General features: G+C 49.1%; 11 protein-coding genes. 8 read left to right on the forward strand and 3 right to left on the reverse strand.

Annotated elements, in window-relative coordinates; all coding sequences use genetic code 11:
- Positions 1-66: 66 nt before the first annotated feature.
- From O59_RS21105 to O59_RS14655, 7 genes are all read left to right on the forward strand, one after another.
- On the forward strand, positions 67-1,647 hold the full coding sequence (locus tag O59_RS21105) for a DUF3426 domain-containing protein (RefSeq protein WP_007644087.1): 1,581 nt from the start codon (positions 67-69) through the stop codon (positions 1,645-1,647).
- Positions 1,648-1,704: 57 nt separating this feature from the next.
- Entirely contained in the window at positions 1,705-2,667 is a 963-nt protein-coding gene (locus O59_RS14630; RefSeq protein ID WP_157152587.1) for a transporter substrate-binding domain-containing protein, read from the forward strand.
- A gap of 230 nt (positions 2,668-2,897) precedes the next feature.
- Positions 2,898-3,887 (forward strand): tRNA dihydrouridine synthase DusB, encoded by a 990-nt coding sequence (gene dusB, locus O59_RS14635; protein ID WP_007644093.1) that lies wholly within the window; start codon positions 2,898-2,900, stop codon positions 3,885-3,887.
- Positions 3,884-4,177, forward strand: coding sequence for a DNA-binding transcriptional regulator Fis (gene fis / locus O59_RS14640; protein ID WP_007644099.1), 294 nt, complete (start codon positions 3,884-3,886; stop codon positions 4,175-4,177). Before dusB ends, fis begins: the two co-directional genes overlap by 4 nt.
- 143 nt (positions 4,178-4,320) lie before the next feature.
- The gene (purH, locus tag O59_RS14645) at positions 4,321-5,901 is read left to right on the forward strand and encodes a bifunctional phosphoribosylaminoimidazolecarboxamide formyltransferase/IMP cyclohydrolase (protein ID WP_040392776.1); all 1,581 of its coding nucleotides are present in this window, start codon (positions 4,321-4,323) and stop codon (positions 5,899-5,901) included.
- 114 nt (positions 5,902-6,015) lie between these two features.
- Positions 6,016-7,305, forward strand: coding sequence for a phosphoribosylamine--glycine ligase (gene purD, locus O59_RS14650; RefSeq protein WP_007644103.1), 1,290 nt, complete (start codon positions 6,016-6,018; stop codon positions 7,303-7,305).
- A 164-nt stretch (positions 7,306-7,469) separates the two neighbouring features.
- Complete coding sequence (locus O59_RS14655) at positions 7,470-8,420, forward strand: histone deacetylase family protein (protein ID WP_040392777.1); 951 nt, start codon at positions 7,470-7,472, stop codon at positions 8,418-8,420.
- A 34-nt stretch (positions 8,421-8,454) separates the two neighbouring features.
- Here the strand turns inward: O59_RS14655 and O59_RS14660 are convergent, their stop codons facing one another.
- The 3 genes from O59_RS14660 to O59_RS14670 all read right to left on the reverse strand — a co-directional run bounded on the left by O59_RS14660 (position 8,455) and on the right by O59_RS14670 (position 12,600).
- The gene (locus O59_RS14660) at positions 8,455-10,929 is read right to left on the reverse strand and encodes a bifunctional acetate--CoA ligase family protein/GNAT family N-acetyltransferase (protein ID WP_007644109.1); all 2,475 of its coding nucleotides are present in this window, start codon (positions 10,927-10,929) and stop codon (positions 8,455-8,457) included.
- A 45-nt stretch (positions 10,930-10,974) separates the two neighbouring features.
- On the reverse strand, positions 10,975-12,153 hold the full coding sequence (locus O59_RS14665) for a PilT/PilU family type 4a pilus ATPase (RefSeq protein WP_007644111.1): 1,179 nt from the start codon (positions 12,151-12,153) through the stop codon (positions 10,975-10,977).
- A gap of 96 nt (positions 12,154-12,249) precedes the next feature.
- On the reverse strand, positions 12,250-12,600 hold the full coding sequence (locus tag O59_RS14670; RefSeq protein WP_007644113.1) for a RidA family protein: 351 nt from the start codon (positions 12,598-12,600) through the stop codon (positions 12,250-12,252).
- A gap of 102 nt (positions 12,601-12,702) precedes the next feature.
- Here O59_RS14670 and O59_RS14675 point away from each other — a divergent pair, with 102 nt between their 5' ends.
- Positions 12,703-13,722: a nucleoid-associated protein gene (locus O59_RS14675; protein ID WP_007644116.1), complete on the forward strand. Its 1,020-nt coding sequence runs from the start codon at positions 12,703-12,705 to the stop codon at positions 13,720-13,722.
- The last annotated feature ends 100 nt before the right edge of the window (positions 13,723-13,822 follow it).

A 13,822-nucleotide genomic window follows, 5' to 3' on the forward strand; every position in this document is an offset into this window, starting at 1 on the left:
TGGCGCGTGAAAAGCTACACTGTGCTATTCAACAGATTGACCCGACAGGTTTAAGAGCCCACAGACATGACCTCCGCCAACAACCAGATGATCACCCGCTGCCCGAAATGTGGAACTGCATTTCGTGTAACCCAAAGCCAACTGCAATCCGCCAAGGGTGCAGTGCGCTGCGGCTCCTGCCTGAATGTTTTTAAAGCGCAGGAATATTTGGTTGACGTCAAACCCAAAACCCCACCTGCGGCACCAAACACTGTAGTAACACCGGCAATGGCGGCTACTCAAGGTAGTGCGAGCACTGCAACAATCACAGCGCAGCAACCTAAACCGCAACCGCAACTGCAAAAACCCATACTCACACGTAATGCCGCCCCCACAGTACAAGCGCAACCCGAAACTGCGCCGGTCACACGTGCGATGGAACTGAAAAAGCCAGACTTCAGCACTGCGAAGCATTTATCCCCACCGGTGGAAAAACCAGCGAGCCCGGTCCGCAGCTTTAAACCGATTCAGCTCGACGATGGCGATGACATGTTGATCAGCGATGACATGGAAGAGCCATCAGCAAGTGAGAACAAATACGAGTTTGATAGTTTTATGGATATCGACGTAAAACCGACAACCGATGTTTCACTGTTCGAGCGCAAGATCCGCCCCGAAAATGAAGATAAGGCGATCCAGGATGCCGATGAATCCTGGGCGGAAATGTTGATTGAAGACGAGGAAGAAGAGGAGCCGCAATTAGGCATAGCGCGCCCCAAATCCGACGAGGAATTGGCCGATGAAGCACTGCTTGCCAGCCACAGTACCGAGCACTATTTAGCGCAAGACAACCAGGAAACTGGCACCAGTAAACCGGCAGCACCCAAGCTGGTATTTAGCCTTATCGGGGAATCTGAACAACAAACACCGCCCTCCGATGAGCTGGTTTTTAGCGATGAGCTGGCACAAATTCCCAGCCATCAGGGGTTCAAACCCGCCATAGACGCTCGCGATGAAAGCGACGAAATGGCGGCGAATACAGCAGCAATCGGAGAAGAAGCTGCCGCAAGCGAAGACAACAATAAACGCCAAGTGAAAACCCAACCCAAAATTCGCGCCTATGATGGCTCCCGCGCCGCACTCTTGATGAATATTATTCCGGCGCCGATTGAATTCACTGCCAAAAGCATGCGCCGTTGGTACCAGCGCAAGCTTTGGACAACACTGAGCTTACTGGGGTTAATCGCATTGGCAGTGCAGATTGCCTGGTTCAAGTTCGACTCGCTTAGCCGCATTGAACCCTACCGTACCGCCTACCTGTTCGCCTGCCCTTACCTTGGCTGCGAATTACCTACACTGATTGATACCAAGCAAATTACCACCTCCAATCTGGTAGTGCGCGAACATCCCGATGCAGAGAATGCACTGGCTGTTGATGTAATGCTGGTTAACAGCGCCCCTTTCGACCAACCCTTCCCGGATCTGGTGCTAATCTTCAGTGATCTGGACAACAATCTCGTTGCCTCCCGCCGCTTCACCCCAAAAGATTATCTGGGAGGCGAACTGGCCGGCAAAGATTTAATGCCGCAGAACCAAAAGGTCTATATCACACTGGATATAGTCGACCCTGGCACAGAAGCTGTGAATTATCGTATTTACATTCCCTAGCAGCTGTCGATTGAACTCCAGTAGTTAAGCGTTAGTGGAAAAAAAGGGGGAAGTGCAATGCCGTATTCAAATCCCCCCTTTATCTGGAAACACTCCATTCTGCATGTATATCGATTACTACCGGTGCTACAGATCCTCATTGCCACCCTGGTCTACGTCTTCACCTGTACAAACCTTGCGCTTGCTGACAACAACCTCAAAGCCTCTAGCCCACTGCTAGTCACTCATAAGTTACCCGAGCTGGGCAGTAGCGAGCGCTCGCTGCACGAAGTGGAAGTACTTCGCTTAGCGCTGGACAAAACCGTCGCTGAATTTGGCCCATATGAATTGCGCGGTATCCCTCCTATGAATCGCGCCAGAACACTGGTGAGCCTCAGCCACAACCTTTACCCCAATCTCGTACTGCAAATGAGCTACGAGGACGAACTACCCGAGAAACAAAATTTAAGTTACATCCCCTTCCCCCTGGACTTGGGCGCTTTCAGCTACAGAGTCTGTTTTGCGCGCGACGAACTGCAAAACAGAAAAAAACCGATTAGCCAATTCAATGATCTGAAAAACTACACCTTCGGCTCCGGTATAGGTTGGTCAGACAGCAAGATTCTCCGCGCCAACGGCCTGAACGTTGTTGAATCCAATAGCGTGATTAGTTTGTTCCGTATGACCAAAGCAGGGCGAGTCGATTTTTTCTGCCGCGCACCGATGGAAATGGCTTTTGAGCAGCAGTTTCAAGGCAACCTGGGGCTCACTGCTGACCAGGAAATAGCCCTTTATTACCCCTTACCCAAATTCTTTTTTACCCACAAAGGCAATAAAGCCTTGCTAGCTCGCATCCAAAAGGGCTTGGAAATCGCCTATGCAGACGGCTCTTTTCATCAACTCTGGCGCAGCCGCCATGGAAAAGGCATAGAGCAAGCCAAACTAAACCAGCGCAGAATATTCAAACTGAGCAATCCATTGGTCAAAAACTTACCTCACAACTACGAAATCTACCTCCATGACCCCCTCAGCCCAGAGTAAGCAGTCGCACTGCCCCAAATCGCGTTTATTTGCAACCCAAAATCACTAAAAAAGCCTGTTTTTATCGCTCAAAAAAACGCCGTTTTTTGTATTTTTTGCGTTCCCAACCCCACCCCAAACGGGTATCATGGCGCCCCTTTGAAGCAGGCCAATAGTTCATTTTTTGTGCGGCTTTACCTAGGCTAAATCCGGAGTTTCCGGCATGAGCACAATCGCGACACCCCAATCACGTGTTTAGTATCGGTCCCTACACTATCGACAGCCAAATCATCCTTGCACCTATGGCAGGTGTGACTGATCGGCCTTTTCGTCAATTGTGTCGCTCACTGGGCGCGGGTTTGGTGATATCGGAAATGCTCACCGCCGATGCAAGCTTGTGGGGTAGTCGCAAAAGCACCCTGCGTATGGATCACACTGGCGAGGTTGAGCCTATAGCCGTGCAAATTGCCGGTGGCGACCCGCAGATGATGGCCGAAGCAGCGCGTTTAAACGCTGCCAATGGCGCCCAGATTATCGATATCAACATGGGTTGCCCGGCCAAAAAGGTGTGTAAAAAAGCCGCTGGTTCTGCGCTGCTAAAAGACGAACAACTGGTCGGCGATATTTTGCAAGCGGTGGTAAGCGCAGTAGATATTCCAGTCACGCTGAAGTTTCGCACCGGCTGGAGTACCGAAGAACGCAATGCCATTCGTATCGCCCGCATCGCGGAAGATGCCGGCATACAAGCACTGGCCTTACATGGCCGCACCCGTGCCGATGCTTTTGCCGGCGCGGCCGAATACGACACCATCGCCAGCGTAGTCAATGCCGTGAAAATTCCGGTATTTGCCAATGGCGATATAGATTCACCGCACAAAGCCAAAACCGTACTGGATTACACCGGTGCCGCGGCGGTGATGATTGGACGAGCCGCTCAAGGGCGGCCGTGGATTTTCCGGGAGATTGCGCATTACCTGCAAACCGGTGAGCAATTACCCGAACCATCTTTGACTGAAGTCAGGGATATTTTATCTAGCCATCTGCGCGAGTTATACCGTTTTTATGGTGAGTTTATGGGCCCGCGTATCGCTCGCAAACATGCGAGTTGGTATTTGCATACGGTTCCTGGCAGCGATGAATTTCGCAAAACCTTTAACGCTATAGATAACGCAGAAGAACAACAAACCAGCATTCAAAATTTCTTTGAACAGCTGCTTACGAAAGAGGAAAAAGCCGCATGAATACCGCAACTTTCTTTGCTGATGCAACTCCAGCACAAGCTGCCCCCGCTCAACCAGTACAAGCTCAATCGCTGCGCGGCTGCGTAGAGCAAGCCGTTGAAAATTATTTCAAACACCTCGACGGTCAAGACGTCAGTAATGTTTACGAAATGGTATTGGCAGAAGTAGAAGCACCGATGCTGGAAATCGTCTTGAAATACACCCGTCACAACCAAACTCGCGCGGCACAAGTGTTAGGTTTGAACCGTGGCACACTGCGTAAAAAATTAAAGCAATACGGCCTTCTGTAATTTTTTACTACGCCTTGGGAGGTTAAAAACCCTAGCGCAAATCAAAAAGGGGTGGTGATTCGTTTCCACCCCTTTTGCTTTTTAGCCGATTCCATTTTTACGACTTCATCTTTTTTACGACTTCATCTTCACAGGAAATGCGTATGTCTACTACTTCTGATCTTGTTGCAGTAAAACGCGCGCTTATTAGCGTGTCTGATAAAACCGGCATTGTTGAATTTGCCCAAGCCCTTCACGCCCAAGGCGTGGAAATTTTATCAACCGGTGGCACTTTTAAATTGCTGACCGACAACAAGATCCCTGCCATTGAAGTGTCTGACTACACCGGCTTCCCGGAGATGATGGACGGCCGTGTTAAAACCCTGCACCCCAAAGTACACGGCGGCATCTTGGGTCGTCGCGGCACCGATGAAGCCATCATGCGCGAACACGGCATCAACGCTATCGACATGGTAGTAGTGAATCTCTACCCCTTCGAAAAAACCGTTGCCAATAAAGATTGCTCGCTTGAAGACGCAGTAGAAAATATTGATATCGGCGGCCCAACCATGGTTCGCGCGGCAGCAAAAAATCACGCCCATGTAAATATCGTTGTTAACGCTGCTGACTACGCGACTATTCTCGCGGAAATGCAAGCCAACAACGGCAGCACCTCATTAAAAACCCGTTTCAATTTGGCGATTAAAGCCTACGAACACACAGCAGCTTACGATGGTGCCATCGCCAATTATTTTGGCCGTTTGGTAGAAGGCGGCAGCGCCGATTTTCCACGCACCTTCAACAGCCAATTTATCAAAGCGCAAGAAATGCGTTACGGTGAAAACCCACATCAAAAAGCAGCGTTTTATGTGGAAAAAAATCCCCAGGAAGCAAGCATTGCCACTGCCAGACAATTGCAAGGTAAAGAGCTGTCCTACAACAACGTGGCGGATACCGATGCCGCACTGGAAACTGTTAAGTGTTTCACTGAGCCAGCATGTGTCATTGTTAAACACGCCAACCCCTGCGGTGTGGCAGTTGCCACCAACATTAAAGATGCCTACGACCTGGCTTACGCGACCGATACCGAATCGGCTTTCGGCGGGATTATCGCCTTTAACCGCGAATTGGATGCCGCGACCGCACAGGCGATTGTTGAGCGTCAATTTGTTGAAGTGATTATCGCCCCGAGCGTTTCTGCAGAGGCGGTTGAAGTAGTAAAAGCCAAACAAAACGTGCGTCTGCTTGCCTGTGGCGAATGGGGCACCGAGCGTATCGGCGGATTGGATTACAAACGCGTCAACGGCGGCTTGTTAGTACAGGATCGCGACAACGGTATGATCACCGCCGCCGATTTAAAAATCGTTACCCAACGTGTTCCCACCGAAGACGAACTGCGCGATTTATTATTTGCTTGGAAAGTTGCCAAATTTGTTAAATCCAACGCAATTGTCTATGTCAAAAATTCACAGACCATTGGTGTAGGCGCAGGTCAAATGAGCCGCGTGAACTCTGCGCGTATCGCCGCGATTAAAGCGGAACACGCCGGTTTGCAAGTGGCGGGTTCAGTGATGGCTTCCGATGCCTTCTTCCCCTTCCGCGACGGTATTGATAACGCTGCAAAAGTAGGTATTGCCGCAGTCATTCAACCTGGCGGTTCAATGCGCGATGAAGAAGTGATCGCCGCTGCCAACGAACACGGCATGGCGATGGTATTTACCGGTATGCGTCACTTCCGTCATTAATTGAATTCGATAATTTCGTAGATTGGGCAGCAATGCCCAATGTAGTCACAAAATTAATTGGTGTTGGGCATTGCTGCCCAACCTATGTAAACGACTCAAAAAGATATTAATTCTATGAATGTATTAATTATTGGCAGCGGCGGCCGCGAACATGCTCTCGCATGGAAAGCCGCACAAAGCGCGCAAGTCGAAAAAGTATTTGTTGCACCGGGTAATGCGGGCACAGCGCTGGAACCCAAATTAGAAAATGTTGCTATAGACGTTTTGAATTTTGAAGCACTCGCCAATTTTGCTGAAAATAATAATGTCGGCTTAACCATTGTTGGCCCCGAAGTGCCACTGGTTGCCGGTGTGGTGGATTATTTTCAAACACGCCAATTATTGTGTTTTGGCCCCAGCAAAGGCGCCGCGCAACTGGAAGGTTCTAAAGCCTTTACTAAAGATTTTCTTGCGCGTCACAAAATTCCGACTGCCGATTACCAAAACTTTATCGAAGTGGAACCTGCGCTCGCCTACCTGCGTGAGAAAGGTGCACCGATTGTAATCAAGGCCGACGGCCTCGCGGCAGGCAAAGGTGTAATCGTTGCCGAAACCCTGCAACAAGCCGAAGACGCCGTGCGCGATATGCTCTCTGGCAATGCATTTGGTGATGCCGGTTGCCGCGTAGTGATTGAAGAGTTTCTCGCCGGTGAAGAAGCCAGTTTTATTGTGATGGTGGATGGTAAAAACGTATTACCCATGGCCACCAGCCAGGATCACAAACGTGTTGGCGATGGCGACAGCGGCCCCAATACTGGCGGTATGGGCGCCTACTCTCCCGCTCCCGTAGTCACCCAAGCGGTGCACGATCGTGTAATGCAAGAAATTATTTACCCAACAGTCAACGGCATGGCGGCAGAAGGTAATACTTACGTCGGCTTTTTGTACGCGGGTTTAATGATCGATGCAGCGGGCAATTCCAAAGTGATCGAATATAACTGCCGTTTTGGCGACCCGGAAACCCAACCCATTATGTTGCGTTTACAATCGGATTTGGTGGAGTTGTGTTTAGCCGCGTTAAAAGGTGATTTGGATAAAACCACGGCCGAGTGGGATGCTCGCGCATCAGTTGGCATTGTACTTGCGGCAGGCGGTTACCCTGAGGCTTACGACAAAGGCGATGTAATTTCTGGTTTGCCCACCACCGAAGTGGCTGGCGAAAAAGTCTTTCACGCTGGTACCAGCACCAAAGAGGGCAACACCGTCACCAATGGCGGCCGTGTGCTCTGTGCCACCGCATTGGGCAACACGGTATTAGAAGCGCAGCAGCGCGCTTACCAGTTAGCAAAACGTATCAGCTGGAAAGGTATGTTTTATCGCAATGATATCGCCTACCGCGCGATTGCGCGCGAGCAAACGAAATAAGTTTGCCACCCAATAGCAGCACAAAAAAAGGAACCTTCGGGTTCCATTTTTTTATCCGCTAAATATTGATTGCAGCAACAATAAACCCTTCGCTAAAAATTCACCTTGGATTAGACTAAAAAAATAACCGTCACCCGAACACTGATATCAACAACGGCAGCAATATGATCGCAACTATTATCAGTCACCCACTCTGCCATGCGCATCAAATGCCTGAAACGCACCCGGAATGCCCTGCGCGATTGGATGCCATTAACAATCAGTTAATGGCAAATGGAATAGATGGCCTACTCTATTACCGTGATGCGCTACCTGCGAGCGACGAACAACTATTGCGCGTACATACCCCGGAACACCTACAAAAAATCGCCGCCGCTATACCCGAGCAAGGCATTCATTTTTTTGCCGATGATGTATATTTATCGCCCGCCAGCTTAACGGCAGCACGCCATGCTGCCGGCGCGGCGGTAATGGGTGTGGATATGATTATGGCAGGTACAACCGATGCGGTATTTTGCAATGTACGCCCGCCCGGTCATCACGCTGAACGCGCTCGCGCTATGGGTTTTTGCATTATTAACAATATTGCAGTGGCCGCTGCACACGCGCTGGAACACTATGGATTAAGCCGGGTGGCCATTATTGATTTTGATGTACACCACGGCAACGGTACGCAAGATATTTTTTTTAATGATGCGCGCATTTTATTTTGCTCCAGCTTTCAGTATCCGTTTTACCCACACACTAATATCGACGATGTACCTGCCCATATTATTAATACTCCACTGCCCGCAACCTGCCGCAGCCAAGGCTTTCGCGATGCCATCACTGCGCAGTGGTTACCGGCATTGAAGCAATTTAAACCGCAAATGATTTTTATCTCCGCCGGGTTTGATGCCTATATTGATGACGACATGTCGTCAATTAGTTTGGTGGAGCAAGATTACGGGTGGATCACCCAGGAATTACGCAAGCTGATGGAGGAAAGCAAAAGTGTTGCACCGCCAGACCAATGTCACGGCATAGTGTCAGTATTGGAAGGTGGATATGATTTATTAGGACTTGGGCGTTGCGCCGTTGCCCATATTAAAGCACTGGCAAAAATTCAGGGCTAATCGATAAATTTAAAACAATCACATCATCGCGATCTTATAAAACCAATACCATATCAATCAAACCTTCATCGCGATTGTACTTCACACTAAATCCCAGCTTGCGCGCCAGGTTAGCCATGCCAGAGTTTTCCAGCATAGTGCAGCCAATTAATTGTTGCGTGCCCTGCCCGCGTGCGTAATCAATCATTTTTTGCAGCATGCGCGAACCCAAACCAATGCCTTTTAAATCGCTGCGAATCGCCATGGCAAATTCAGCAAAGGTATTATCCGGGTCGCGCTGTGCACGCACCACACCTAAAATTTCTTCATTGCCACTCGCGTTTTGCGTAACTGCCACAAACGCCATCTCTCGCTCGTAATCAATTTGGGTAAGTCTCGCCAGTTGTTCATGGGAGAATTGTGGCAGCTCGGCAAAATAACGTTTGTATCTATCCTCCTTGCTTTGCGAATTATCAAACGCCTGTAAATTTAATTCATCTTCCGGGCGAATCGGGCGCAGCAATACACTGCACTCATTGCGCAGCAAAAATATTTCTTCCAACTCTTTTGGATAAGGGCGAATAGCCAGGGGGTAGGGATTTTTTTCAGCGCTGATATGAATGCTCGCTTCACTTACCACAATATTTTCTCCGGCAACTAATACCGGATTAATCAACAAACTGCGCAGCGCGGGGTGATCAATGACAATTTGACTTATTTGTGTCAGCAACAAACAAATTGATGGCATATCCAAGGGAACATACAATTCACGCTCACGAATTTTCCCCTCCGCCAAAGCCTGAATCACCATATAGCGTGCAAGCGCCATATTCAACGGTGGCAAAGCGACAACGGCATTGCGGCGAATACTCCAGTGGCTGGCCGCTTCACCCAATAGAATCACCGGGCCAAATACTGGATCAAGCTGCACTTCAACACGCAATGGAAGGGCATTATGCGTTTGTTTAATTGCTGTTTCTGCTGCAGCAACATGATTAGTTGTATTAATACCGTAATCACTTAAGAATTGCTGTGTTTCGCTGTTATCGAGCTGAGTGCGCCCCTGCGCTAATACCTGTGCAATAATCTGCTGCGCCAGTTGTGGTTGATAGGGCACTTTGTCGCTAATAGAATCCGGTGTTTCGGATAATAATTTTTGGTTGCGGCGATACTGCACCATGTGCATAAATGCACCCACTGCTCCTTCAGGTGTGCGAAAAGACGCTATACCGGCATCGGCAAAACGCAACCGTGCATTTTGTGCGGCATCCTCGCCCATCCAATTGGAAAAAATATTGGGTTTACGTCCGGTGTAATTTTTGTAAGTAGAAATAATTGCATCGGCATACACCTCACCGGGTGTAAGCGCCGAAGGTGCCTGCATAATTAATAAATTATCAACACTGTTGCTCTGTAAAATAACTTGCAATACTTTTTGATAGGTTTCCGGCGAGGCGTCCCCCAGGAGATTAATCGGATTGTTTGCCCTGCCACCGGAGTGAATCAGCGCTTGAATTTGTCCAACCAATTTTTCATCCAACACCGCTAAACGGCCACCGCGCTGCAACAGCGCATCAGTTGCCATGGCACTGGGGCCATTGCCATTGGCAATAATTACCAACTGTTCGCTGTAAATCGGCTTGCCATTCGCCAGGGTTTCTACTGCCGCTAATAATTCGCGTAGATCGCCCACCCGCAACATACCCGCACGCCGAAACGCCGCGTCATATACCGCATCGTTGCCAATTTTTTCAGCGGGCAACCGCGAGGTTAACGCGCTGGTTTCGGCATAGCTGCCCGCCTTGATAACCAGAATCGGTTTGTTAAAGGATGCGGCGCGCGCCGCGGACAAAAAGGCGCGACCGTCATAAATAGCATCGATATACAATAAAATTGCCGCCGTTTTTGTATCACGCCCGAGATAATCCAGCAGCTCATCAAAATCTATATCGACACCTTCGCCCAGCGAAATAAATTGCGAAAAACCAATTCGGCGACGGCGTGCCCAATCCAATAGGGTCACACATACCGCAGAGGATTGTGACACCACCGCAATTTTTCCCGGCGCGGCATTAATGTGGGCATAACTCGCATTTAAACCCAACTCCGGCACCAGAATACCGAGCGAATCCGGCCCGAGAATACGCACGCCCCACTCCTTGGCAATTGCCAACATTTGTTGCTGCAAATTCGTGCCTTGCGCGGTAAATAGATTATCCAGCCCCGCAGCAATGACGATGGCATTACGTGTGCCTTTGCGCCCCAACTGCAAAATGATCGCGGGCACCCGTGTCGCACGCGTACAAATAATTGCGAGATCCGGCACTAGGGGTAATTCATCTATTGAGCGATAAGCCAATACACCATTGACCGATTTGTAATGCGGCGAGACTGGCATAATCGGACCATCGAACTGGCCCTGTAACAAATTGCGCATCACTGCATTACCCGGACGATTGGGCTGATTGGAGGCACCAATCACCGCAATCGAATGAGGTTTCAGTAGTTGTTCGATGGTTTTCAGGCTCATTGTGTTTCCTTATTGTTGTTGTTTTTTCTTATTGTTTTTTCTTTTTTATTCCGCGCCATCTTCATCATCTATTTTTTGTAAACTCAATTCACCAAAACCGCTGGGCACCGCACTGGCTGCCTTGACTACCGGCGCCTCTGCAGCTGCGGGAGCAGCACCATCGGTTGCCAGCTTTATGCGCAAACGCAAATTGTTGGGTGAGTCGGCATTGGCTATAGCATCATCAAAACTGATTTTTCCGGCCATATACAATTTAAAAATCGCCCCATCAAATGTTTGCATACCGAGATTTTCAGATTTCTCCATAATCTCTTTAATTTCGGTAAACCGATTTTTAAAAATTAATTCCTGAATTGTTTTGGTGCCGAGCAATACTTCAACTGCCGCGCAGCGTTTGCCATCCACAGTGGGCACTAAACGCTGGGAGACAAAAGCGCGCAAGTTTTGCGACAGGCCCATTAATAATTGCGGGCGGCGTTCCTCGGGAAATAAATTCACAATGCGCTCCAGTGCCTGGTTGGCGTTATTGGCGTGCAAGGTGGAAATAGCCAAATGTCCGGTTTCAGCAAATTCCAGCGCGTGTTCCATGGTTTCACGATCACGAATTTCACCAATCAAAATCACATCGGGTGCTTGACGCAGAGTATTTTTAAGTGCCGCTTTGTAGCTGCGAGTATCCACGCCGACTTCGCGCTGATTGATCACACTGCGTTTGTGTTTATGGACAAACTCAACCGGATCCTCAATGGTAATAATATGACCGCCGCTGGACGAATTGCGATGGTCAATCAGTGCTGCCAGCGATGTCGATTTACCCGAGCCGGTGCCACCGACAAACAGCACCAAACCGCGTTTGGTCATAATCACATCTTTTAATACCTCGGGCAGGCCGAGGTCATCAAATTGGGGAATATCAGTTTTAATATTGCGCGCTACAATCGCCACTTCATTGCGTTGTTTAAAAATATTAATGCGGAAGCGACCGACACCGTGAATCGAAATCGCCAGATTCATTTCCAGCTCTTGCGCAAAAATATTGCGCTGCTCCTCATCCATAATGGCATTGGCGATGCGCTCAATTTCACCGGGTTTAAACGGCTCGGAGGTGAGCGGTTTTAATACCCCCTGAAATTTTGCACAGGGTGGTGCACCGGTGCTGAGATATAAATCCGAGCCATCTTTTTTAGCGAGAATATTCAGGTATTGATCGATAGGCGTTGCCATACAAAAGTCCTGTCACAATGAAATTCCTGCCGTTCAGGCAATAGCAAAAGTATAGGCACTAATCGCTAATCAGCCCGATTGATTTTACTCAGCGCTCTATGGCAAAAGTGCAGCAACAAAAGCGATTTCCACCAACATCGCCGGATCGAGCAGTTCCACCTTAATGCAGGCACGCGAAGGTGCGCAGCCCTCAGGCAGCCAAGCCTCCCAAGCCGCATTGAGCGCGGCGATATTTTCTTTATCAGTCAGATAAATAGTGGCCGACAGCAGACGGGTTTTATCGCTGCCAATCGCCGCCAGTGTCAACTCTGCCTGCACCAAAATTTGCGCTATCTGTTCAACCATTGTGCAGCCGGTATTATTGGGCACCTCTACAAAGTGTGCGATGCCATTAAAAATAGTGGCATCTGACCAGCGCGAGGCAGGGTTTAAACGTTGGATCGTCATATCAGTTCCCAATTTCTTGTGTGTGTAAAAAGATTGTGGCGCCTATAATAGCCGCCTTTGCCAAACCCCTCCCATGAATCTATTGATGAAGCGATTACTCTTATGGCCCTAACCTCGATTGTTGCTCACCGTATTTATCGCCACAGCCCCGGTGGCGCATTTGAGTTACAGCTGCGCAGCGAGGTATTTGAACTCAATGGCAAACTCGAAGAGCTGGCCTATGAATTAAAAACCCAATTTATCCGCAAGGGCGGCAAGAGCTACGGCCGCTTCTCCGATGAGCTGGGTGAGTTTCCCCTGCCCGCTTGGTTGCGCGACTGCCGCGAAGAGCGTTTGGGTTTTCTCAGTTTCAGCCACAAAGCCATGCAACAATTCCAACAGGCGCTGGAAAAAGCCGAATCGCTGTTGGATGCCTATATCGTTTTTGTCGAAGAGAAGCTGGAAGTGGGTGATACCTTGAGTGTGTATCTGGTTGAACACCAAAGCGGTTTGTATCTGGATGGAGAACTGGCGCTTGATGAATCACTCTTTCTGGATACCAGCGGCTTTACCCTCGCCGCTAAAATCCAACTGAATGACTGGACTAGTGGTGACTCCACCACCTATTTGACACTGATGCGCGCGCGTAGCGATAAAGATATCGCCGAAGCCTTCACCCACTTTATCGCTTTCACCGATAAGCAGGATATCAAACAGGAAACCGCTGAATTTTTAAAAGTGGTCGATGACTTCAGCAATACACTGGATGAAAGCACCGCCCGCATCACCCGCACCAAGGTAGTTGATTACTGTTTGGAGCAAAATAAAGCCGGCAAGGCGGTGACTATTGCCGATCTATCCACCACCCTTGCAGAAGAAGTAAAAAGCTACGAACCGGAGCGGTTTGTACGCTATGTGGAGAGCACCAAACCCGACATCAAACCCGAATTTATTCCACACGCGGGTCAGATCCGCAGCTATGTCCGTATCAGTGGCCGCAATGATTCACTCAGCATGAGTTTTGCGTCAGATTGTTTGGGGCGCGAGATAGAATATGATCCAGAGCAGGATACCCTCACCATTCGCAATTTACCGCCAGCTCTTAAAGCTCGGTTAATTAAGCATTTGAAAGAAGCGCAGTAATCCGCTCTAATCTGTTGCGTGACTCGCATCACACAACAGACTTCAATCAATGAAAGAACTAATAATAATGATCGCCCAAGCCATAGCACCAAAAGCTCAC

It is taken from the genome of Cellvibrio sp. BR, from assembly GCF_000263355.1.
Taxonomy (GTDB): Bacteria; Pseudomonadota; Gammaproteobacteria; order Pseudomonadales; family Cellvibrionaceae; genus Cellvibrio.